Genomic DNA, 24,528 nt, shown 5'->3' on the forward strand with positions numbered 1-24,528 from the left:
CTAGAATAGCCGTGGTTAATCATCGGTTAATCAACGCCACACATTGTGTGCCTACTTGCATCGAACTAAGGCTTGACCATGCGGCATCTGTTTACCTTTCTGCTGGTGTTGTTCGCGGGATTCGCCCAGGCCGCGCCGGGCAATCCGTTTGAGACCAAACCCGACTTCCTGCCGGTGGGCAAAGCCTTCACCTTTACCTCCGAACGTCTTGAAAGTGGCGAGACCCAGCTGTACTGGCAGATTGCCGACGGTTATTACCTGTACAAGCAACGCATGAAATTCGATGGCCTGGCCGAGAAGCCCGCGTTGCCGCAAGGCGAGGCGCATAGCGATGAATTCTTCGGCGACCAGGAGGTGTATCGCCAGGGCCTGGAAGTGAAGATCCCGGCCGGTACTACCGGGCAGGTCAAGCTCGGCTGGCAGGGCTGTGCCGATGCGGGCCTGTGCTATCCGCCGCAGTCGATCACCGTGGACCTGGGCGGCAACCCGGCCGTCGCTGCGACCGCCGAAGCTCAGGATCAGAGTCTGGCCAGTGGCCTGCAACAACGCAGCCTGGGTTGGAGCCTGCTGATTTTCTTTGGCTTGGGACTGCTGTTGGCCTTTGCCCCGTGTTCATTGCCGATGCTGCCGATTCTCGCCGGTTTGGTGGTAGGCAGTGGCGCCAGCCCGCGTCGCGGGTTTGCCTTGGCCAGCAGCTACGTCGTGTGCATGGCGCTGGTGTATGCCGCGCTCGGCGTATTGGCTGCGTTGCTTGGCGCCAACCTCGCCGCGCTCCTGCAAACCCCATGGATCCTCGGCAGTTTCGCTGCGCTGTTCGTGATCCTCGCCTTGCCGATGTTTGGCTTTTTTGAACTGCAACTGCCGGCCTTCCTGCGTGACCGCCTGGACAACGTCAGCCGCCAGCAAAGCGGCGGCAGCCTGGTCGGCGCGGGAGTTCTCGGCGCTCTGTCCGGCCTGCTGGTGGGCCCGTGCATGACCGCGCCACTCGCCGGCGCCCTGCTGTACATCGCCCAGAGCGGCAATGCGCTGCACGGTGGCCTGATCCTGTTCGCCATGGGCATCGGCATCGGCATTCCGCTGTTGCTGCTGGTGACCGTGGGCAATCGCTTCCTGCCCAAGCCAGGCACCTGGATGAATGTGCTCAAGGGCATCTTCGGCTTCCTGTTCCTCGGCACCGCCGTGCTGATGATCCGTCCGGTGCTCGATGAAAGCCTGTGGATCGGCCTGTGGGGCACGCTCGCGCTGGTGATGGCCTACTGCGGCTGGACCCTGGCCCGCGAATACGGCCTGGCCGCCAAGGTGTTTGGCGCCGGTTCCCTGGTGCTCGGCCTGTGGGGAGCGGTACTGGTGGTGGGCGCAGCCGGTGGCAGCGATGACCTGTGGCAACCGTTGAAGGTCTACAGCGGTTCGCGGACCGCCGCCGCGCCGAGCGCCCACGACGCCTTCATGACCATCAGCGACCCCGCCGTGCTGCAAAGCCAGCTCGACAGCGCCAAGGCCCAAGGCCAGTGGGTGCTGGTGGACTATTACGCTGACTGGTGCGTGTCGTGCAAGATCATGGAAAAACAGGTGTTCGGCAAACCCGAGGTGATGGCTGCCCTGAAAGACGTACGCCTGCTGCGCCTGGACGTCACCGCCGACAACGCCGCCAGCCGTGAGCTGCTCGGCCGCTACAAAGTCCCCGGCCCTCCGAGCTTCGTGTGGATCGGCCCGGACGGTGAAGAACGCCGTGCCCAACGCATCACTGGCGAAGTGGATGCCGCCGCCTTCCTGCAACGCTGGACGCAAACACGGGACGCCCTCTGAATGCTGACCCTGACCATCGGCACCTTCGCCATCGCCCTGAATCACATCCTGCTGATCAGTGCGCTGATTCTCGCCACCCTGGTGGGCTGGCGCGTGGCCAAGCGTGGTGGTGAAAACCCGGAATCGGTGCTGTTCAGCCTGTTCCTGCTGGGCATGTTGGTGGCCCGCGTCAGCTTTGTGCTGATGTACTGGAGTGACTACAGCCACGCCCCGCTACAGATGGTCGACCTGCGCGACGGCGGCTTCCTCGCCTGGCCGGGTGTGATCGCGCTGATCCTGGGTGCGCTGCTCTACGGCTGGCGCCGCCCGGCCCTGCGCAAGCCGCTGGGCGCCGGGGTGATCACCGGCCTGGTGTTCTGGGGCCTGACCAGTTTGTCCCTGAGCCTCTACGACAAAGGCTCGCAACTGCCGGACATCACCTTGCGCAACGCCAATGGCGACGTGGTGCAACTGGCCGATTACAAAGGCGGCCCGCTGGTGATCAACCTGTGGGCCACCTGGTGCCCGCCGTGCCGTCGCGAGATGCCGGTGCTGGAACGTGCCCAGCATCAACGCCCCGACGTGACCTTCCTGTTCGTCAACCAAGCCGAAAGCATGCAGAGCGTCAGCACCTTCCTCGCCACTCAAGGCCTGACCCTCGACAACGTGCTATTCGACGCCAGCGGCCGCCTCGGCCAGGCCGTTGGCTCGATGGCCTTACCGACCACCCTGTTCTACCAAGCCGATGGGCGCCTGATCAACAGCCACCTCGGTGAACTGTCCCAGGCCAGCCTGGCCCGTGCCATGGAACCCTTCGACGCCACAATAAGGAAACCGACATGCCAAGCCTCCGCCACCTGTTGATCTCGCTGCCGCTGACGCTTGCGGCCACCCTGGCCCAGGCCGAAGACTGGCCGGCGCCGATCAAACAGATCGAAGCCAAGGGCGCCAAGATCCTCGGCAAGTTCGACGCCCCCAGCGGCCTCACCGGCTACGCTGCCCAATACCAGAACCGTGGCATGGCCCTGTACCTGACCGCCGACGGCAAAAGCGTGATCGCCGGCAACCTTTACGACGCGCAAGGCAACGACCTGAGCAGCGCGCCCCTGGAAAAACTGGTGTACGCGCCAATGGCCAAGGAAGTCTGGGCCAAGATGGAAAAAAGCAGCTGGATCCAGGACGGCGACGTTAAAGCCCCGCGCATCGTCTACCTGTTCAGCGATCCCAACTGCCCTTACTGCAACATGTTCTGGGAACAAGCTAGGCCGTGGGTAAAGGCCGGCAAAGTGCAGCTGCGCCACATCATGGTCGGCATCATCCGCGAAGACAGCCCAGGCAAATCCGCCGCGCTGTTCGCCGCCAAGGACCCGCAAAAGGCCTTGGAAGAACATGAAGCCGCTGGCAAAGGCAGCAAGTTGCAGGCGCTGGAGAAGATTCCGGCGAATATCGAGGCCAAGCTTGATGGGAATATGAAGTTGATGGATGAGCTGGAGTTGTCGGCGACGCCGGCGATTTTCTATCTGGATGACAAGGGTGGGTTGCAGCAACAGCAAGGGGCGCCTTCGCCGGAGAAGTTGGTGAAAATTCTTGGGCCGAAGTAATAAAAAATGCTCCTGCCATGGGCAGGAGCATTTCTCAACGCAAAATTGCCTTTAGACTATTCACGCACTCGAATATCGGTAATCCCGTAATCATTGCCCGTGGCCCCTTCCGGCTCGTAACTGAAGATCTCGAGCCGAATTGATGCCGCCGTTGCAACAAAAGTCCCTCTCAATGGTGTCCAACTCATAGAAGAGAATGTTGTAACGCCTGTAATCCCCCTCCCACCGGCTACCAGCAGCAACTTTGGCATTGGCGCTTCACCATTGTATGTGCAGCCAAGAATGCTGAACTCATAGGTTCTACCGATATCAAGTCCCGTGAAGTCCTTATAAAGAACAACACCCACTGCAGCAGCACTTTCAGTGCCATTGGCCACGCAGTACTTACCAAAGTAATACGCACTGCGCATCTCACCCTGGGCTGCCCACCCGGCAATCCAGCTGTTCCAACCGTTCGAAAACGGTGTGAAATCGTCTAGCGGCAAGCGCACTATCAACTCCCGCGTAGGGAACACCACTGCGTCTGCTTCCTGCGTACTGCCATCGGTCGTAGCCTTGCAAGTAAGGGTCAAGGAACTACCGCTTCTCAACAACTCAAGCTCGCTGCGTTTCAAGATACCCTGAAGTCCCGTACTCACTTCTTCATCGGTAACGACTTTGCCCTGATCCTGATACACATTGATCGTGTAAGCCTGCCCACCTTTCAATGTTCCGACAGCTCGCAACCACACACGTTGCCCTGCCAGTGCGAACCACCATGCTTTCTCGAAGCGTTCATCATTGACCGTGATATGGGCATCGCCGTTGAAAGTCCTAATATCCAAAACACCACCATCGATAGCTGGCGGAACTGCCTCTCGTACTTCCGAAGTTGGCAACCGAACCGGGACAGTGATCGCCAAGTTCAACGGCAGTGACGTCTGCAACTTGCACGCGGTAGTCACGGTGTAAGTAATCTGCACCGTTTTGCCCATACTTTCGATCACCGCTTCCCGTGGCACGAAGAAGACCCTCTCACTGCCAGGTTGGGCAGCCAGCGGCCAGCAAGTACCATCCGGCTTTTTCCAGCAGACGCTGATGCTGTGCTTGGGGTTGCTGGCGTAATCCACTTCGACATGGACACCGTCGCGCCCATTCCAGGCAGTCAGGTCAGTGCCCACCGCTTCGGTCACACTGGGCTCGAGCAGCTCCAGGGGCTCCTGCTCAATATTGAAACCATGAACAGGAAACGCTTGAGCGTTCGCCAGATCACTCGCCTCACAAAAGCTTGCCGCAAAGTGCAGTTCAAAATCACTGCAATCGGCCAGTTCCTGCAAATCGACCCTGGAGACCAGCGTATCGACACCATGCTTCTTCCAGTCATCCGTAACCGGTGCACCCATCAAAATATCAAACTTGAAATCACTCTCGTCTTCCCGTTTGCCCGTGATCCACATCCAGCAAAGTTTCGAGCATTCACCATAGGCCCATGCAGGCACTGTAGCCGTCGCGTCCCCTGAAAACGTACGCAGGTCCACTGTATGGTTAGTGGCCTCCTCAATCCCCGCACGTTCGAATTGAGGCGCCAAGACGTTAACGACGCGATCAGGTGATGGCTGTTCACTTTCGGTGAATGCAAGGGTATAGGTCAGCGTCATCGACTTATTGAACAAGCATGCAACGATACACGCCGATAGTTTGACCGATGCCGGATCCCCGTCATTTTCAATGGCCACGCAACCTAGCGGTTTCTGCCCATATCCCGGCCCGCTCACGTAAAAACAGACTCGGTCACCTGCATAGGTCTCCAGCCCGGGAGCGTCTACATCGCCCCCCTCTTTCGTGAGCTCGGGATTGAGGTGCCACCCACCGTTGTACTCCACCGACTGCCGCAGATGGGGAGCGGGCAAGTCCAGCCCTCGCGCCACAATCAACGCGGCGCTGCGGCGACGTTGGATCTCCAGGGCGTTTCTCGGCAGGCGGGTCTCGAGGTGAGGATCGACCTCAGCGGGAGGCTGGGCCTTCAAGCCACTTGTGATCCAGGCACATTGAAGGGTCAGCGACCCCCATGGTTTACGCCGCGCCAGCCAGCCACGTGCGATAGAGAAGCGAAGTACGTGCCCCGCAACGGCCTCTTCAGCACTCAATACGTAACCGTAAACCACGGTATAGAAGGTGTACGGCACAACGTCCTGCTCGGTAACCGCAGTGCAGTAGACCTTGTCACCCGCCTTGGCAAGAGGTGGGACCGGCACCAGGACCGTCTCATCGCCTGTATGATCGTGCATGTCATAGGTCGGCGTGCTATGCACAATTTTTTCGTGGAACAAGTAGGGTGCAAGGTTGTCGCTTTCACTTGCTGGGTAGAACGATATCCCCACTTCCTTGACCAATGATTGCGCTGCCTGCCCTTGCGCTTTCCCTGTATATGAAATGAGGGCTGTAAACCCCATAAGGTTGGTCAAGTAATCCAAAGGGATTGCTATCTCCCTCGCCCCTGACTGACCGCTTGAGTCCACAATATCCTCGAGTACCAGCTCAGGCGCCTCCTTTGCACTGAACCTAACGGTGATGGGCGAACCGTCCATGCGTGAGTCAACGGTCAGGTAAGAACCTGGCATTCGAGAGGGAACGACGGTGCTGTCCACCTCACTCGAAATCTGAGCAGCAGCAACGTCCAGCGCTTTGGGCTTGAGCGGTTTTGGAGATTGGGTTTCGACGGGATCTGAGGCAGTTTCGGCTGTAGTCGGTGCTTTTTCTTTAGCCATGACAAGAACTCCATTTTAAAGGGGGAGAAACCTCGGCCAGCATGAAACCGAGGTTTCTCCCTTTAGTGAGCTCTTTTTCCATTCTTGCGCCTACTGTCAGAATTGACAGTTCTGACGCAAAACCAGGCATTGACCGACCAATGGCCCTCTCACAACCCCTCCAACTCCGCCATCAAATCACTCAACCGATCCACCTTCTCGGCACTGATCTCATTGGCCGCCAGCCCATCAATGTACTCAGCCAATTCCGCCACCGTGCTGCACTCGAACATCGCCCGCAGCGGCACATCCCACTGCAAGGTCTTCTGCACCCGCGAGGCAATCTGCGTGGCCAGCAGCGAATGCCCGCCCAGTTCGAAGAAGTTGTCTTGCACCCCTACCCGCTCAACCTTCAGCACTTCGGCCCAGATCGCGGCCAAGGTGGTTTCCAGCTCGTTGCACGGCGCCAGGTAGTCGTGGCTTTGCAACTGGCCGATCTCCAGTGGCCTCACCGGCTACGCCGCGCAATACCAGAACCGTGGCATGGCCCTGTACCTGATCGCCGACGGCAAAAGCGTGATCGCCGGCAACCTGTACGACGCCCAGGGCAACGACCTGAGCAGCGCGCCGCTGGAGAAACTGGTGTACGCGCCGATGGCCAAGGAAGTCTGGGCCAAGATGGAAAAAAGCAGCCGGCAAGGGCAGCAAGTTGCAGGCACTCGACAAGATTCCGGCGAATATCGAGGCCAAGCTTGATGGGAATATGAAGTTGATAGATGAGCTGGAGTTGTCGGCGACGCCAGCGATTTTCTATCTGGATGACAAGGGGGGGTTGCAGCAACAGCAGGGTGCGCCTTCGCCGGAGAAACTAGGCAAGATCATGGGGCCAAAATAGCGCCACCGTTTACTGCCAAAGGGGTTGTTCATCAAATAGAAGCCTCCTTCTGATGCTGGAAGGAGGCCTCTATCCAACACTTAGCTGTAGAGCCTCCAGTTATCGGTATACGAGTGCTGCTCTGTGGTCACCACGATTTTTGTAATCAGTTGCCCACTTGGAGCTGAGAAATCAACCCAACTATTCATGGGAAAGCCTGCCGAAAGCACGCGCTCGCCGAGCTTGTCTCCCGAAGCACTGAAGTACTCAAACCTGCCGTAATAAACATGCCGCATGTAGGCAAGTTCTATCCGCTGGTAGCCTGCTTTAAGTGCAAAAACTACTTGCTGACGTGGCAAATGCCCCTCGCCTGCGGTGCAGGAAAAAGCGATAGCGTTTCCAGACGTCATACCCGGTTCGCTGCTGACAGCACCATGGACACCCAGGTTCCCCGAGCTATGACTGACAGTCATGAGCGGCGTGTTCAAAACGGTACCCGCAGGGTAATAGCCTCCCGCAAGATTCTCAAATTTTTCCGTAACCATCGTGATGACACGCACGATCAACACCCTTGATGGACAGACCACAGCATTGCTTTTGTTTGCACTGCCATCCGTCGCCACTCTAAACACAAAGGTCAAGTGGGTAGCGTCTCCCAGCTTATCCAACTCAGATCGCAATAGAGGACCGGCCACCCCCGCAGTCAACTCACCAGCAGTAATGACCCTGGCCGCGTAGACAGGGAAAGAATAAGGCGTGCCGTCCTTTTTCGTCCCAGTTGCGTCCAGCCAACAGATATGACCAGCCCGCAAAAACCACATCGTGTCTTCAAGAGAATTGGCATTTCCGGTAAAAGTCCCCAGGTCCAAGACACCGTTCTGAGTCCTCGCCGGAACGGCCTCCAACGCATTCGGAGTTTCTAGACGCACCGGAAGACTGATCGCCAAACTCAACGGAGGAGACGTCTGCACCTTACACGCGGTCGCAACGGTGTAAACGATTTCCACCGTTTTCCCCATACTCTCGATCACTGCTTCCGCAGGCAGTGCGAAGATGACAGCTCCCGAGGAGCTGCCCGGTTTCGATACCAACGGCCAGCAAGTGCCATTCGGTCTTTTCCAGCAGACACTGATGGAGTGCTTGGACTGGTTACCCACATAATCCACTTCGACGTGGACGCCGTGGCGCCCGTTGTAGGCCGTCAAGTTGGTGCCCACGGCCTCCGTTACCTTGGGCGGAGTCAGGACCAGAGGCTCCTGCTCGATTTTGAACGTCTGGGCAGGAAACTCGTGAGCGTTCTCCAGCCCGATCGCCTCACAAAAGCTCACTGCAAAATGCAGCTTAAACTCGCTGCAATCGGCCAGCTTTTTCAGGTCTGCTCTTAGGATAGGCGCATCAACTCCGCTCTCTTTCCACTCGTCTGTAACAGGCGCACCCACCAAAACATCGAATCGGTAGGCAGTACCGCCTTCATATTCACCAGTGATCCACATCCAGCAACATTTCGAACACTCTGCGTAATCCCATACCGGAACCAGAGCGGTTGCGTCCCCAGCAAACGTCCTGAGGTCCAGAACAGTGCCCGTTGCCTGCTCAATGCCAGAATGGGGAAACTCAGGCGCTGACACATTAACGACCTGTTCGGGTGATGTCTGAGGCTCCTCACCATTCGGGAATTCAAGGGTGTAGGACAGTGTCATTTTTTTATTGAAGAAACACGCAATGTCACAGGCCGACAGTTCAACGGTCGCCATATCGCCGTCGTTGGCGATTGTCACACAGCCGAGCGGCTTGGCGTCGTGGCCCGCTCCGCTCAAGGTGAAACAGACATGGTCGCCTGCATAGGTGTCCAGGTTGGGTACATCGACCTCCCCACCGTTTTTAGTGAGTGCGGGGTTAAGGTGCCACTCGCGGTTGTACAGCACCGACTGGCGCAGATGTGGCGGCGGTTTATCGATCCCGGGATCCACAATCAAAGCGACAGAATCGCGATACTGGATTTCGAGAGCGTTAGCCGGTAGTTGCGTCTCCAGGTGGGCAGGAACATCAGCCGGGCCGTCGGCCGGTAATCCACTTGTGATCCAACCGGTTTGGATCGTGAGTACCCTCCAGGCTTTGCGCCGCGCCAACCAACCACGTCGAATGAAGAAGTGGAGTACACGGCCCCCAGACACATCTTCCTCCGTCAGCGTATAACCAGTTACCAAGTGGTAAAAAACGTGCCGAGCGGCGTCCTGCTCAGTGGCAATCGTGCAGTAAAGCTTGTCTCCCGCTTTGGCAAGGTAAGGGACTGGTACATTAACCTGCTCATCCCCCTCATGGTCCTTCATGTCGTAGGTAGGCGTGTTATGGACAATTTTCCTGTGATGCAACCTAGGGGCCAGGGCTTCACTTTCGTCTGCAGAGTAAAACGACACACCCGCTTCTTCGACAAGGGACTCCGCCGGTTTGCCTTGTGAGGTCCCTTTATACGAAACGAGGAGCGTGAACCCCATGGCCAACGTCAAGTAATTCTGTGGAATAGCAGTTTGTCTCGCCCCCGATTCACCGCTCGAATCAATAATGGGTTCAAACTGAGGTCCAGGCTTCTCTTTTGTTTCAAACGTAAAAGTGATGTCGCCGGCATCCATGCGTGCGTCGACCTTCATGGTCGAACCTGGAATTCGGGGCGGGGTAATCGTTCCGTCCACTTTGCTGGAAATCAGGGGGGCCGCCACTTCCAGTACGTTGGGTTTGACCGGTTTCGACGTCGTTACTTCGACGGAATCTGACGTAGTTTCAGGGGCTGCTTTCTCTTTAGCCATGACATGAGCTCCGTGTTCCAAGGGTTCTGCCCTCAGCCCATCCGAGGCTGAGGGACTCGCCTCAATAAGCTCTTTTTCCTTTCTTTTGCCTACTGTCAGAATTGACAGTTCTGACGCAAAACCAGGCATTGACCGACCAACAGCCCCCTCACAACCCCTCCAACTCCGCCATCAAATCACTCAACCGATCCACCTTCTCGGCACTGATCTCATTGGCCGCCAGCCCATCAATGTACTCAGCCAACTCCGCCACCGTGCTGCACTCGAACATCGCCCGCAGCGGCACATCCCGCTGCAAGGTCTTCTGCACCCGCGAGGCAATCTGCGTGGCCAGCAGCGAATGCCCGCCCAGCTCGAAGAAGTTGTCTTGCACCCCTACCCGCTCAACCTTCAGCACTTCGGCCCAGATCGCGGCCAAGGTGGTTTCCAACTCGTTGCGCGGCGCCAGGTAGTCCTGGCTTTGCAACTGGCCGATCTCCAGCGCAGGCAGCGCCTTGCGGTCGAGTTTGCCATTGGCGTTGAGCGGCAGGCGGTCGAGCCACAGCCAGTGCAGCGGCACCATGTATTCCGGCAGTTCAGCACGCAGGCGTTGCTTGATGCGGTCGAGGCGTTCGCTTGGGTTCAGTGCCTCATCCGCCGCCACCAGGTAGCCGACCAGGTGCTTGCCGTTGACGCCTTCTTGCACGCCTACCGCCGCATCGCGCAATTCCGGTTGTTCGTGCAGGCGCGCTTCGATTTCACCCAGTTCGATGCGGTAGCCGCGAATCTTCACTTGATGGTCGACACGCCCGACGTACTCCAGCACACCGTCACTGCGACGGCGCGCGAGGTCGCCGGTGCGGTAGAGGCGTTCGCCCGCTGCGCCGAACGGGTTGGGTACAAACACGGGAGCGGTGCGCAGCGGGTCGCTGACGTAACCGCGACCGACGCCCGTACCGGCAACGCATAGCTCACCCACAGCACCTTGCGGCACCAACTCCAGCGCGCCATCCAGCAGATACAAACGGTTGTTGTCGGTCGGCGTACCAATCGGCAAGTAGGTGCCACGGGTCGACGCCAGGTCGACGCGGTAGAACGCCACATCGTCCGAACATTCCGCCGGACCATAAGCGTTCACCAGCCCGATCTCGGGGTAACGCAACAACCACTGATGCGCCAGCTCCGGTGGCATCGCTTCGCCGGTTGGCAGCATCCAGCGCAGGCCATCCAGGCTGATGCGCTCCTGGGCCAACATGCCCTGGATCAGTGATGGCACGCTTTCCAGCACGGTGATCCCTTGGGTCTGAACGTGTTCGAGCAGGCCTTGGGGATCATGCGCGATGGTGTTCGGCACGATATCCACCCTTGCGCCAAACAGCGGCGCCGCCAGGAACTGCCATACGGAAATATCGAAGCTCTGCGACGCGGTCTGCGCAATCACATCTGCCTCGCTCAAGGCCAGGTACGGCACCTTGCTCAACTGGTTATTGAGCATGCCGCGCTGTTCCACCATCACGCCTTTGGGCAGGCCGGTGGAGCCCGAGGTGTAGATCACATAGGCGAGGTTGTCCGGGCGACTGTAGACGCCGGGGTTTTCGCCACGTGCCGGTATCTCTTCCCACACCAGCAACTGGCAGTCGAAACCCTCCAGCAATTCGATGGCCTGCTCGCGGGATGCTTCGGTGCAGACCAGCAACGGCGTACGACTCAGGTCGATGATGCTGCGCAGGCGCTGGCTGGGCAGGCCTGGGTCCAGCGGTAAGTAGCCTGCACCCGCCTTGAAGCTGCCGATGATCATGCCGAGCAGGTCGAGATTACGTTCGGCCAGCAATGCCACCGGCTGATCCAGACCGACACCCGCGGCTATCAGCGCATGGCCGAGGCCGTTGCTGCGCCGGTTCAGTTCGTCATAGCTCCATTGCTGATCAAGGCAACTGGCGGCAATGCGCTGTGGATGCGCGGCGACCTGTTCTTCGAACAGTTCGATGTAGCCGCGCTCCAGCGGGTAAACATGCTCACTCTGGTTGCAGCCCTCCACCAGGAACTCACGCTCCTGCTCGCCAATCAGCGGCAGGTCGGCCATGTCGCCATGGAAGCCTTGGACCAACGCCAGCAGCAGGCGCTTGAACTCGCCGAGCATGCCTTGCACGGTGGTTTCGTCGAAGTAGCGCTGGTCGTAAGACAGGTGCAGGCCCAGGTCATCGCCCGGATAACACACGGCCGTCAGCGGGAAGTTGGTGTGGGTGCGGCCGGAGTCCGAGGTGGCATTCAGGCTTTGTGCGCGGTCCAGCACCGAGACTTCCACCGGGGCGTTTTCGAACACGAACAGGCTGTCGAACAGCGGTTGGCCCTTGGGCAGTTCGCTGTGTTCCTGGATCGTCACCAGCGGCAGGTATTCGTACTCGCGCAGCTGCATATTGGCGTCGAGCAGGCCGCTCAACCACTGGCGCACGCTGCAACGCTGATCATCCTCGGGCAGTTTCACCCGCAGCGCGATGCTGTTGATGAACAGGCCGACGGTGCGTTGCATCTCCGGCATTTCCACCGGGCGGCCGGCCACGGTCACACCGAACAACACGTCGCGATCGCCGCTCAGGCGGCGCAGCACCAGCGCCCATGCCGCCTGGGCAAAAGTGTTGACGGTCAGTTGGTGAGCCTGGGCCAGTTCACGCAGTTGCGCACCGTCGCGGGCTTCGAGACGGGTGTAGCAGTCGCCCACCACCATGCCGCCGCTGTGGCCCGCGTGCTCACGCAGGAACGGCCGGTCGCTCGGGACCGGCGTGGTGCGTTCGAAGCCTTGCAGGTTCTGCTGCCACCATTGGCGTGCCTCATTCAGGTTCTGGCGTTGCAGCCAGGCGATGTAGTCGCGATAACGCGGCGGTGTGGCCAGTTGCGGGTCGCGGCCTTCACCGAGGGCCATGTAGAGCTCGAAGAAGTCATTCATCAGCAACGAACGGCACCAGGCATCGATAAGGATGTGGTGGTTGCTCATCATGAACCAGTAGCGCTCGGCGCCGACGCGGATCAGGCGCAGGTGGAACGGTGCCTGGTTGAGCAGATCGAAACCGGCTTCGCGCTCTTGCTTGAGCAGCGCTTGCAGGCGCGGCTCCTGTTCGCTTTGCGGGTCGTTGCTCCAGTCCAGGTACTCAATCGGCGTGCTGCCCGGTTTGTGGATCACTTGCAGCATGTCTTCGCCGACGTTCCAGCAGAACGAGGCGCGCAGGGCTTCGTGACGGGCGATCACCGCCTGCCAGGCCTGGGCGAAACGCTCGGGGTCGAGGGCGCTGTTGATGCGGTAGCGGTCCTGCATGTAGTAGAGGCCGGTGCCGGGCTCCAACAGGGTGTGCAGCAGCAGGCCTTCCTGCATGGGGGTCAGCGGGTAGACGTCTTCGATGGCGCTGGCGGCAATCGGCAAGCTGTCGAGTTGCGATTGGGTCAGGTGCGCCAGCGGGAAGTCGGACGGCGTGAGGCCACCGGCATCGTCTTGCAGGCAATGCGCGACCAGGCTTTGCAGCTCAGCGAGATAGGCATCTGCCAGTTCATGGATGCTCTGTTGATCATGGCGTTCGCGGCTGAAGGTCCAGCGCAGTACCAGTTCACCGCCGTACACCTGGCTGTCGACGCTCAACTCGTTGGGCAGCGGCGCGTCCGGATCATGGGCCAGGCCGGCGGGCTCGTCCAGCGGATGGAACAGCGCGTCGGCGCCGAAGCTCTGGTCGAACTGACCGAGGTAGTTGAAGGTGATCTGTGCGCTCGGCAGCGCAGCTATGCTCTGTTTGCACAGGTCATCGGCCAGGTAGCGCAGCACGCCATAGCCCAGCCCTTTATGTGGCACGCCGCGCAGTTGTTCCTTGATTGCCTTGATCGAATCGCCCTGCCCGGCGCGCGGGGTCAGGCGCAGCGGATAGGCACTGGTGAACCAGCCGACGCTGCGCGTCAGGTCGATTTCATCGAACAGGGTTTCACGGCCGTGGCCTTCCAGTTGGATCAACGCCGAAGCGTGGCCGCTCCAGCGGCACAACACGCGGGCCAAGGCGGTCAGTAACAGGTCGTTGACCTGAGTGCGGTAGGCACTTGGCGCCTGTTGCAGCAACTGGCGGGTGTGTTCGGCATCCAGGCGCACGCTGACGGTGTCGGCATCGCGATTACGCAGCGAGCCTTGCGGACGGGCCACCGGCAATACGGTTTCCGGCCCAGCCAATTGGTCTTGCCAGACGCTCAACTCTTCACGCAGGGATTCGCTGCCGGCATAGGCCTGCAAACGCGCGGCCCAGTCACGTAGGGCGCTGGTCTTGGCCGGCAGGCTGACGGACTGACCGTCGCTGAGTTGACGGTAGACGTTTTGCAGGTCTTCCAACAACACGCGCCACGACACACCGTCCACCACCAGATGATGGATCGCGATCAGCAAGCGTTGCTGCCCCTCGGGACCGTCCACCAGCAAAGCACGCAACAGCGGGCCGTGTTGCAGGTCGAGGCTGCGTTGGGTGTCGGTGAACAGCGCGGTGCAGTGCGCCATGTCGCGCACTTGCGCCTGCATCAACACGCCGCCTTCCGGCACGGCCAAATGCTCGGCGTGCCATTGCGCGTCGCGCTGGCAGAAGCTCAGGCGCAGGGCGTCGTGATGTTCCAACACTGCCAGCAGCGCTTGCTCCAGGCGATGGGGATCGAGCAGTTGTAGCGGCTTGAGGACCAGCGCCTGGTTCCAGTGCTGACGGTTCGGGATCTCGGTGTCGAAGAACCAATGCTGGATTGGCGTCAGGCCCGAAGGGCCGGTAAGCACGCCTTGCTCTGCGGTGATTTGCTCGGAGCGCGTGGCTACGGCGGCCAGGGTCTGCACGGTCTGGTGCTGGAACAGGTCACGCGGGCTGAAATGAATCCCGGCCTGCCGCGCACGGCTGACCACCTGGATCGACAGGATCGAGTCGCCACCCAGCTCAAAGAAGTTATCGTCCAGGCCGACTTGCTGCACGTTCAGCACGGCGCACCAGATCGCAGCCAGGGTGCTTTCAAGTTCATTGCGTGGCGCCACATATGTTTGGCGGTTTGCCTCAGGATCTGGTTGCGGCAGGGCACGGCGATCAAGCTTGCCGTTGGCGGTCAGCGGCATGCTGTCCAGCACGATCAAGTGCGCGGGCACCATGTAGTCCGGCAGTTGCGCCTTGAGATGGGCCTTCAGCGCGTCACGCAGCGCGCCGTGCTCGGCATCGCTGACTAGATACGCCACCAGCTGTTTGCCGCTCGGCGAATCCAGCGCCAGCACCACCGCTTCGCGCACGGCTGCATGTTCCAGCAGACGGGTTTCGATCTCGCCCAGCTCGATACGGAAACCACGGACTTTCACCTGATGGTCGATCCGCCCCAGGTACTCCACCAGGCCATCGGCGCGTTGGCGCACCAGGTCACCAGTGCGGTACAGGCGCCCGCCGTTGCGCGCAAACGGGTCCGCGACAAAACGTTCGGCGGTCATGCCCGGACGCTGGTGATACCCCTGGGCCAGGCCCGCCCCGCCGACGTACAACTCGCCGGTCGCGCCTTGCGGCACCAGGGCCAGGTCGGCGTCGAGAATGTAAGCCACGCGGTCACCGATGATGCTGCCGATCGGCACGCTGACGGCGCCCTCCTCCAACTGCTCCGGTGCAAGGCTGGCCAGCGGCATCACCACGGTTTCAGTCGGGCCATAGGCGTTGAAGAACACCTGTGGCTGGAACGCGGCACGGATGCGCTGCAAGTGTTCGCCGGTCAGGGCTTCGCCGCCGGTGATGCACATGCGCACCGGCAAGGTCTGCTGCTGAGTAGCCAACCACTGCGCCAACTGGCTGCCGTAGCTCGGGGTGAAGCCCAGGATGTTGATGCCATGGGTGCGGATCAATCCGCAGATTTCCTCGGCATCCCACTGACCCTGGGCACGCAACACCACCTGCGCGCCGCTGAGCAGCGGCACCAACAGGCGCTCAGTGGCGGCGTCAAAGTTGATCGAATAGAAGTGCAGCTCGCAGTCATCCGCGCGCATGCCAAACCGCTCGATCACCGCCGCGCAATGCATGGCGATTTCCCCGTGGGACACCACCACGCCTTTCGGCTTGCCGGTGGAGCCGGAGGTGTAGATCAAGTACGCCTGGTGTTGCGGCAGGCTGATAAGCGGCAGCGAATCGGCCGGGTAGTTGGTCAGCACCGGCAAATCATCCTCCAGACACCAGCAGGCCACGGCGGCCGGCAACTCGCCGAGGGCTTCGAACATCGCCGCATCGCTGAGCAGCAGGCCGATGCCGCTGTCTTCGATCATGTAGTGCAGGCGATCCAGCGGATATTCCGGGTCCAGCGGCACGTAGGCGCCGCCCGCCTTGAGGATCGCCAGCAGGCCGATGACCATTTCCAGGGAGCGCGGCAACGCCAGGCCGACACGCACCTGCGGGCCGACGCCACGCTCGCGCAGCATCCAGGCCAGGCGGTTGGCGCGGGCGTCGAGTTCACGGTAGCTGAGCGTCACACCAGCAAAGGTCAGCGCCGGCGCATCGCCACGGGCTGCCGCCTGCTGGCTGAACAGTGGGTGGATGCACTGATCGAGACGGTGCTCACCTTTCTCGATGCCCAGGCTGTCTTGCAACACGCGCTGCTCATCCGCGCCCAGCAACGGCAGTTCGCTGAGGCGTTGTTGCGGATCCGCGATCAAGGCTTCCAGCAGGTTGCGCCAATGCTCGGCCATGCGCGCAATGCGCGGTTCGTCGAACAGGTCGGTGCTGTAGGTCAGGCAGCAACCCAGGCGATGGTCGAGGTCGGTGACTTCCAGGTTGAGGTCGAACTTGGTCGCACGGGCATCGTTGGCCAGGTATTCGACGGTCATGCCAGCCAGTTGGCGGCTTTGCTGGAACTCCCAGCGCTGCACATTGCACATCACCTGGAACAGCGGGTTGTACGCTGCGCTGCGCGGGGGTTGCAGGGCTTCCACCAGATGATCAAACGGCAAATCCTGATGGGACTGGCCCTCGATCACGGTGTGGCGCACTTGCTCGAACAACTGAGCGACATTCATCTGCCCATTGAGCTGGCAACGCAGCACCTGGGTGTTGAGGAACGCGCCGATCAGGCCTTCGCTTTCCGGGCGAATGCGGTTGGCGACCGGAGCGCCGATACGCAGGTCGGTCTGGCCGCTGTAGCGGTAGAGCAACACAGCCAGGGTGGCGGTCATGGTCATGAACAGGGTAAGGCCGCGTTCGGCATTGAAGGCACGTACGCGGGCCGCAAGGTCGTCGCTGAGGTCGAAGCGATACAACTCGCCCTGGTGGCTTTGCACAGGCGGACGCGGACGGTCGCCGGGCAGTTCCAGCAGCGGGTGTTCATTGCCCAGTTGCGCAGTCCAGTAATCCAATTGGCGTTGACGCTCGCCGGATTCCAGCCACTGGCGCTGCCACACGCTGTAGTCGAGGTATTGCACGGGCAGCGGCGCCAGCGGCGAGTCGCGCTCGTCGATAAAGGCTTCGTACAACGCGCTGAGTTCACGGGCAAATATGTCCATGGCCCAGCCTTCGGTGACGATATGGTGCAGGGTCAGGACCAGGTAGTGTTCCTGCTCGCCGGCCTTGACCAGGCACGCACGCAACAACGGCCCGGTTTCCAGATTGAATGGCGTGTGCGCCTCGTGATCGGCCAGTTGTTGCAGGCGCGGTTGGCGTTCGGTTTCGCTCAGCGCGGAAAAATCCTGCCAGTCCATGCGCAGTCCCGTTTGCGGCGAAACCTTCTGATAGGCCACACCGTCGACGCTCGGGAACGTCGTGCGCAGCGTTTCGTGGCGCATGATCAGCGCTTGCAACGCCGCCTCGAAACGTCCCACATCCAGCACGCCGCGCAGGCGCGCCATGCCGCCGACGTTATAGGCCGGGCTGTCCGGTTCCATCTGCCACAGGAACCACATGCGCTGCTGGGAATAGGACAACGGCACCGGTTGGCTGCGGTCGACCTTAGCGATGGCAGTCTGTTGGTTGCGCTGGCCCGACGCTTGGATCAGGCCGACCTGCTCGGCAAACGCCCCCAACTCACTGGCTTCGAACAGGGTGCGCAACGGCAGCTCGACGTCACACGCGTGGCGGGTGCGAGAGATGATCTGCGTGGCCAGCAACGAATGGCCGCCCAGGGCGAAGAAGTCATCGCGCAGGCCGATGCTTGGCAGGCCGAGGACTTCGCGCCAGATGGCGGCGATCTGCTGTTGCAGCGCGGTTTCGGGTTCGACATGTTCACGCACTTGCCACACCGGTTCCGGCAATGCACGGCGGTCCAGCTTGCCGCTGGGGCTCAGCGGCATGGCGTCCAGACGCATCAGCAGCGCGGGCACCATGTACTCCGGCAGCTCGGCGGCCAGGGCGGTTTTTACATTTTCCTCATCCAGTTCGCCCTGGGCGGTGAAGTAACCGATCAACTGCCCGTCACGCACCCGCACCACGGCTTGGGCGATACCCTCCAGGGCGAGCATGCGCGCTTCGATTTCTTCCGGCTCCACACGAAAGCCGCGCAGCTTGACCTGCTGATCAAGCCGACCGAGGTACTCGATCACGCCGTCGGCATTCCAACGGGCGCGGTCACCGGTGCGATACAAGCGTGCGCCTGCTTCACCATATGGATCGGCAACAAAACGCTCCGCCGTCAACCCGGCACGTCCGAGGTAACCGCGGGCCAGGCCGATTCCGCCGATGCACAGCTCACCCGGCACGCCCAACGGCACAGGGTTGAGCTGTTCATCCAGCACACGACAGATCACATTGCCCAGCGGCCGGCCAATCGGCGAGCGCTCGCCGTCTTCGGCGCGGCAGTGCCAGTGAGTCACGTTGATCGCGGTTTCGGTCGGGCCATAACGGTTGTGCAATTGCACCGCTGGCAACTGTGCCAACACACGGTTGCGCAACTCGGCGGGCAAGGCTTCGCCGCCGGAGAACAGGCGACGCAGGCTGGTGCATTCAGCCACCAACGGCTCGTCGATAAACAACTGCAACAGCGGCGGCACAAAGTGCAGCGTGGTCACGCCGTGTTCCTGCACCAGCTGCGCGATGCGATGTGGGTCGCGATGCTCACCAGGGCCAGCCAGCACCAGACGGCATCCGGTAATCAGTGGCCAGAAGCATTCCCACACCGACACGTCAAAACTGATCGGCGCCTTTTGCATCAGCACGTCGGTTTCATTGAGTTGATAAGTGGCCTGCATCCACTGCAAGCGCTCGGCCAAAGCCGCATGCGTATTGCCCACGCCTTTGGGCTGGCCGGTGGAACCGGAGGTGTAGATCACGTAGGCGAGGTTATCGCCGTGCAGGTGCAGGCCGGGCGGCTGGGTTGGCCAGCTATCGAGGTGCAGGCTGTCCATGGCGATCACGCAAACGCCTTCGGCACTCGGCACCTGTTCCAGCAGCGCAGTCTGGGTCAGCAGCAGGTGTACGCCACTGTCCTTGAGCATGTAGGCCAGGCGCTCGGCGGGGTAATCCGGGTCCAGCGGCACGTAGGCGCCACCGGCCTTGATGATCGCCAGCAAGCCGACCAGCAATTGCGGCGAACGCTCGGCGGCGATGGCCACGCACACGTCCGGGCCGACGCCTTTGTCGCGCAGGTAATGGGCCAGGCGGTTGGCCTGGGTGTGCAGTTGGGCGAAGGTCAGGCTACCGCCGTCCCAGACCAGCGCGGTGGCGTCCGAGGTCTGCTGGTTAAGCAGCTCAGGCAGCCACTGCTGGGCTGGCGCGCAGGGTGCTTCGCTGTAAAGCGCCTGTTCGTCGTGTTGCATCAGCGCAAGGTCGCCGATGGCTTGCTGGGGCTGCTCGCAGACGGCGTGCAACAGGTTGATGTAGTGCTCGGCCAGGCGCTGGATGGTCGCGTTTTCGAACATTTCATCGGCGTAGTCGAACGACAGGCTCAGGCGCCCGTTGCGGTCTTCTTCGGTGTGCAGTTGCAGGTCGAACTTGGCTTCGCGACTGTGCCACGGCAACTCGTCGGCGAGCATGCCCGGCAGGCGACGCAAAGCGCTGAGGTCGCGTTGCTGATGGTTGAACATGACCTGGAACAGGCCCTGCTCGCGGGCCTGCGGGAAGGCTTCCAGCAGTTGTTCGAACGGCAGGTCCTGATGGGCTTGGGCACCCAGCGCCGCCTGGCGTGTCGCGGCCAATAGCTCGTTGAACGGCAGGCGTCCATCCAGCTCGGCACGCAACACGAGGGTGTTGATGAAGAAGCCGACCAGGCCTTGGGTTTCCTGGCGCGGGCGGTTGGCGTTGGGCACGCCGATGCGAATGTCGCGCTGGCCGCTGTAGCGATGCAGCAGGCTTTGGAATGCCGCCAACAGCAGCATGAATGGGGTGGACTCGTTGGCCTGGGCTGTCTGGCGAATCGCGTCGCTGAGGCTCGCGCCAAGCCGCACGGTGTGGCGTGAGGCACTGTGACAGTGGTGTGCCGAGCGCGGGTGGTCGGTCGCCAGGCTGAGGGTGGGATGCTCTTCACCCAACTGCGCTTTCCAGTACGCCAGTTGACGCAGGCCTTCACCTTCGGCCAGCCATTGGCGCTGCCAACTGCCGTAGTCGGCGTATTGCAGGGCCAGGGGCGGCAGTTCCAGGGTTTGGCCTTGGGCTGCGGCGGCGTAGAGGCGCGAGAATTCGTCGATCAAAATATTGAGCGACCAGCCGTCGGCGATGATGTGGTGCAGCGTCACCAGCAGTTGGTGATCTTCATCGTCCAGGCGCACCAGGGTCACCCACAGCAGCGGGCCTTTTTCCAGGTCGAACTGGGTGCGCGCTTCGTCTTCGCGGATCTGTTGCGCACGGGCTTCGCGCTCGGCAACGGGCAGGTCGCTGAGGTCGATGACTTGCAGCTCGAAATCCGCTTTGGCGTCGACACGCTGGAAAGCCTGGCCGTCGCGCTCATAGAAGCGCGTACGCAGGGCTTCGTGGCGCTGGATCAATTGCTGGAAGCTGGCGCGCACGGCGTCTTCATCCAGCTCACCGCGCAGGCGCAGGGCGCCGGGGATGGTGTAGGCGCTGCTGCGGGGGTTCAGTTGCCAGGTGATCCACAGGCGGTTCTGTGCCAGGGATTGGGGCAGTTCCTCCTGGCGCGACAAGCTGTGAATCGCGCCTTCGGCGACGCCACCGTCTTGCTGCAACTGCGCAACGTTGGCGGCGAAGCCTTCCAGAGTCGGCGCTTCGAACAGCATGCGCAGGTTCAGTTCCAGGCCGAGGGTTTCGCGCAGGCGTGCGACCACCTGGGTGGCGGTGATGGAGTTGCCGCCGAGCAGGAAGAAATGATCATCGGCGGCAACGCTTGCGATGTTCAGTTGCTCACACCAGATCGCCGCAATCTGGTTGTGCAACTCGGATTCCAGCGCCCCATCGCTCGCCTGCGTTTGCAGGTCGGGGAACTGGGCATAACTGTCGAGGCTGCCGTCCTTGTGACGAAGCGCACAGGCTGCGCGCTGCACTTTGCCGCTGGAGGTCTTCGGCAAGGCGCCGGGGTTGAGCAGCACCACCACGCTTGGCGCCTCTTGATACGCCTCGGCGACAGCCTGGCGGATCGCCTTGATCAGCGCTTCAGGCGGTAGGATTTTCTGCACGCTGCGGCTGATTTCGGCGGCAATGCCGATACCTTCCAGGCCCTGTTCATTCACCGCAAATGCCGCAACCCGCCCTTTGCGCACCACTTCCACTTCGCGCTCGATGGTCTGCTCGATGTCCTGGGGATACAGGTTGTGGCCGCGTACGATCAGTAAATCCTTGAGGCGACCGGTGATATACACCTCGCCGTCACGGATGAAGCCCAGGTCGCCCGTGCGCAGCCAGGTACGACCAGCGTGCTCTACGAAGGTCTTGGCGGTGGCTTCGGGGTTGCGCCAGTAGCCGTGGGCGATGCTCGGGCCGGTGGCCCAGAGTTCGCCGACGCTGTTGTCGCCCAGCTCGGCGAGGGTGTAGGGGTCCGCGATCAGCACCGCGTGTTCCGGCTGGCTGGTGCCGCAGCTCATGATCGCACTGCCCTGCCCCGGTTCGGCGCGGTTGGCGGCCAGGGCCTGCTCGTCGACACGCAGCGCTGGGATGCCATGGCCACGGCTGCCGCCTGCGACAAACAGGGTCGCCTCGGCCAGGCCGTAGGAGGCAAAGAAATTGTTCGGGGTAAAACCGCAGGTGGCGAACTTCTCGGCGAAACGTTCCAGGGTGTCGAGGCGGATCGGTTCGGAACCGGAATAGGCCACGCGCCATTGGCTCAGATCCAGGCGTTCCAGGGCCGTCTCGCTGACCCGTTCGCTGCACAGGCGATAGGCGAAATCCGGACCGCCGCTGATGGTACCGCCGTATTCGCTGATCGCTTCCAGCCAGCGCAAGGGGCGACCGAGGAAGTAAGCCGGCGACATCAGCACGCAGGGCACGCCACTGAAGATCGGTTGCAGCAGGCCGCCGATCAGGCCCATGTCGTGATACAGCGGCAGCCAGCTGACGATCACGTCATCCGGGTTCAGGTCGATGCCAAAACCGCGACGGATCAACACTTCGTTGGCGACCAGGTTGCCGTGGCTGACTTGTACGCCCTTGGGAAGCGCGGTGGAGCCAGAGGTGTATTGCAGGAACGCGATGTCGTCCGGATGCAGGTCAGGGGCGACCCAATGGCCGAGGTTTTCCAAGCTATCGACGCTCAATACCGGCGGCGCGTTTTCGATCTGCGACAAGCCATCGGCGAGGCTGGCGATGGTCAGCAACAGGCGCGGCTCGGCATCGCTGATGATCGACAGCAGGCGCTCCTGATGGTGACGACGGGTGGACTCCGGTGGATAGGCCGGCACTGCAATCACACCCGCGTAGAGGCAACCAAAGAACGCCGCAACGTAATCCGGGCCGCTGGGAAACAACAGCACGGCACGGTCACCCTGGTCCGCATTGGCTTGCAAGGCGGCGGCGATGGTGCGGGCGCGCTGGTCCAGGTCGCGGTAACTGAGCACAACGCTGTGCTCGGCGGACTCGGCAAGGAAGCGCAGGGCGACCTGGTCCGGGGTCTGCGCGGCGCGACGTTGAAGGGACTGGACCAGGGTGCGGGGAAGTTCGAAGGCGTCCATCATGGGGTTCCTGCCTGAAATCGGCTTACGGGAAATTCAAGAATTCGGGGGGCTTGTTCAGCCGACGGCGAGTGACCGTGCCGTGCCATTGCGCCAGCGGGCCAGGTGTTCGTCGGCGTAGCGCCGCATGCAGCGCAGCACGGCGCTTTCGTGTTGCATGAGGAAGAAGTGGTGGCCGTCGAACATGTCCAGGGAAAAGCCGCTGGCGGCGTCGAGCTGCCAGTCGAGCAACTGGTCGGCGCGCACGCTGTCCTGCTTGCCGCCAAACACGTGGATCGGCATGCCCAGCGGTGCGCGCTCGCCGTAGGTGAAGCTGCCGCACAACAGGAAATCGGCGCGCAGGATCGGCAGCATCAACTGCATCAACTCGGGGTTGGCCAAGGCCTCTTCGGCGGTGCCTTGCAGTTCGCGCAGACGGGCGATCAGTTGTTCATCGGTCTTTTCGATGGCGTACTCGCTGACGTCGCGACGCGCCGGTCCGGCCGTTCCGGAAGCGAAGAGGGCAAGCGGCGGCGGCACGTTGCGCGCACGCAACGCATGCGCCAATTCGAAGGCGAGCAGGCCCCCAAGGCTGTGACCGAACAAGGCGTAGGGGCCGCTCAAGTCGTGGCTGATTTCGTCCGCGAGCTGGGCCGCCAAGGCCTTGATATCGCGCTGCAACGGCTCGTCCATGCGCATGCCACGCCCGGGCAACTCCAGCGGACACACCTGCAACCATTCAGGCAGGGCCCGGCGCCAGCGCGCATAAACCATGGCGCTGGCGCCCGAATAGGGCAGGCAGAACAGGCGCAGTCGGGTCGGCGTACTCATTGAGTGACGACTCCAAACTGAAACGCGCTGTATGCACGATAGAAACCCATTTCGTCCTCCTGCGGGTGCTGATCCTTGGCCGTATTGCTAACGGACCTGTCACCCAGAAGAACGGACGGCACCGGCAAATAATTAGTCGCCGGGTACGAGAGAGACGTGGTTCACACCTAACAAGAAAGCATAAGATTAGTTCGCCTTCTCATTTGACAATCATTATCATTCAGCATAATTTGTTGCCCGATGTGTAGGAGGCCTCAGCAAGGACGCCCTCCCCTAACCTCTTTTGCGACAAGGTGATTTCCATGACGGAACAAGTATCCACAGGCAGGTGCGACTCACCGCTTCTCCAGGCATTCGTCGATAATCGGCTGATTCTGGTGAAGATCGCGGCGCGCATTACCGGCTGCCGCTCCCGTGCAGAAGACGTAGTGCAGGACGCCTACTTCCGGCTGCAGTCGGCACCGACGATCACGTCATCGTTCAAGGCTCAATTGAGTTATCTGTTCCAGATCGTGCGCAACCTGGCCATCGATCACTACCGCAAGCAGGCCCTGGAGCTCAAATACTCCGGGACGGAAGAGGAAGGCTTGAATGTGGTTATTCACGGCGCTTCACCGGAAACCTCGCACATCAACTTCAACACCCTGGAAAACATCGCCGACGCCCTGACGGAGCTGCCGCAACGCACGCGCTACGCGTTCGAGATGTACCGTTTGCACGGCGTCCCGCAAAAGGACATCGCCAAGGAACTCGGCGTGTCGCCGACCCTGGTGAACTTCATGATCCGGGATGCGCTGGTGCACTGCCGCAAGGTGTCGGGGAGCCATAGCGATACGTTTGCACGTCGGGTTTGACGCTCAGCAGAGTGATCTGACACTCAGCAAATTAAATG

General features: G+C 61.2%; 8 protein-coding genes and 2 pseudogenes. 5 read left to right on the plus strand and 5 right to left on the minus strand.

Annotated features, from left to right (window positions below):
• Positions 1-78: 78 nt before the first annotated feature.
• The 3 genes from dsbD to dsbG are packed head-to-tail and all read left to right on the plus strand — an operon-like array spanning position 79 to position 3,386.
• Positions 79-1,806, plus strand: a complete 1,728-nt coding sequence (gene dsbD, locus WH299_RS27025) for a protein-disulfide reductase DsbD (RefSeq protein WP_323624204.1) — start codon at positions 79-81, stop codon at positions 1,804-1,806.
• A complete protein-coding gene (locus tag WH299_RS27030; protein ID WP_028617289.1) occupies positions 1,807-2,649 on the plus strand; it encodes a TlpA disulfide reductase family protein in 843 nt (280 codons plus the stop codon).
• Entirely contained in the window at positions 2,625-3,386 is a 762-nt protein-coding gene (gene dsbG, locus WH299_RS27035; RefSeq protein WP_339551823.1) for a thiol:disulfide interchange protein DsbG, read from the plus strand. The genes WH299_RS27030 and dsbG overlap by 25 nt, the downstream gene beginning before the upstream one ends.
• A 56-nt stretch (positions 3,387-3,442) precedes the next feature.
• On the opposite strand, the gene WH299_RS27040 is transcribed toward dsbG, so the two are convergent.
• Positions 3,443-6,133, minus strand: a complete 2,691-nt coding sequence (locus WH299_RS27040) for a hypothetical protein (RefSeq protein ID WP_339551825.1) — start codon at positions 6,131-6,133, stop codon at positions 3,443-3,445.
• Positions 6,134-6,282: 149 nt separating this feature from the next.
• A pseudogene (locus WH299_RS27045) lies at positions 6,283-6,615 on the minus strand (phosphopantetheine-binding protein); the annotation flags it as partial.
• On the opposite strand from WH299_RS27045, the pseudogene WH299_RS27050 reads away from it, so the two are divergent.
• Positions 6,614-7,007: pseudogene (locus WH299_RS27050) on the plus strand (thiol:disulfide interchange protein DsbG); the annotation flags it as partial. The pseudogenes WH299_RS27045 and WH299_RS27050 sit on opposite strands and share 2 nt — an antisense overlap.
• 80 nt (positions 7,008-7,087) lie before the next feature.
• Here the strand turns inward: WH299_RS27050 and WH299_RS27055 are convergent.
• The 3 genes from WH299_RS27055 to WH299_RS27065 form a co-directional block, all read right to left on the minus strand.
• Entirely contained in the window at positions 7,088-9,790 is a 2,703-nt protein-coding gene (locus tag WH299_RS27055) for a hypothetical protein (protein ID WP_339551827.1), read from the minus strand.
• A 148-nt stretch (positions 9,791-9,938) separates the two neighbouring features.
• Positions 9,939-22,829, minus strand: a complete 12,891-nt coding sequence (locus WH299_RS27060; RefSeq protein WP_339551829.1) for a non-ribosomal peptide synthetase — start codon at positions 22,827-22,829, stop codon at positions 9,939-9,941.
• Between the two features lie 54 nt (positions 22,830-22,883).
• A complete protein-coding gene (locus WH299_RS27065; RefSeq protein WP_339551831.1) occupies positions 22,884-23,636 on the minus strand; it encodes a thioesterase II family protein in 753 nt (250 codons plus the stop codon).
• Between the two features lie 302 nt (positions 23,637-23,938).
• Between WH299_RS27065 and WH299_RS27070 the strand changes: the two genes are divergently transcribed.
• Positions 23,939-24,490 carry an RNA polymerase factor sigma-70 gene (locus tag WH299_RS27070; protein WP_005789991.1) on the plus strand — a complete coding sequence of 184 codons (552 nt, stop codon included), beginning with the start codon at positions 23,939-23,941 and terminating at the stop codon, positions 24,488-24,490.
• Positions 24,491-24,528 lie beyond the last annotated feature (38 nt).

This window comes from Pseudomonas sp. MYb541, assembly GCF_037479595.1.
In the GTDB taxonomy this organism is placed as follows: domain Bacteria; phylum Pseudomonadota; class Gammaproteobacteria; order Pseudomonadales; family Pseudomonadaceae; genus Aquipseudomonas; species Aquipseudomonas canadensis.

Coding starts and splice junctions, on each gene's coding strand:
- WH299_RS27030 (WP_028617289.1), top strand. CDS start 1,807: ATGCTGACCCTGACCATCGGCACCTTCGCCATCGCCCTGAATCACATC.
- WH299_RS27060 (WP_339551829.1), bottom strand. CDS start 22,829: ATGATGGACGCCTTCGAACTTCCCCGCACCCTGGTCCAGTCCCTTCAA.
- WH299_RS27065 (WP_339551831.1), bottom strand. CDS start 23,636: ATGAGTACGCCGACCCGACTGCGCCTGTTCTGCCTGCCCTATTCGGGC.
- dsbG (WP_339551823.1), top strand. CDS start 2,625: ATGCCAAGCCTCCGCCACCTGTTGATCTCGCTGCCGCTGACGCTTGCG.
- WH299_RS27040 (WP_339551825.1), bottom strand. CDS start 6,133: ATGGCTAAAGAAAAAGCACCGACTACAGCCGAAACTGCCTCAGATCCC.
- WH299_RS27055 (WP_339551827.1), bottom strand. CDS start 9,790: ATGGCTAAAGAGAAAGCAGCCCCTGAAACTACGTCAGATTCCGTCGAA.
- dsbD (WP_323624204.1), top strand. CDS start 79: ATGCGGCATCTGTTTACCTTTCTGCTGGTGTTGTTCGCGGGATTCGCC.
- WH299_RS27070 (WP_005789991.1), top strand. CDS start 23,939: ATGACGGAACAAGTATCCACAGGCAGGTGCGACTCACCGCTTCTCCAG.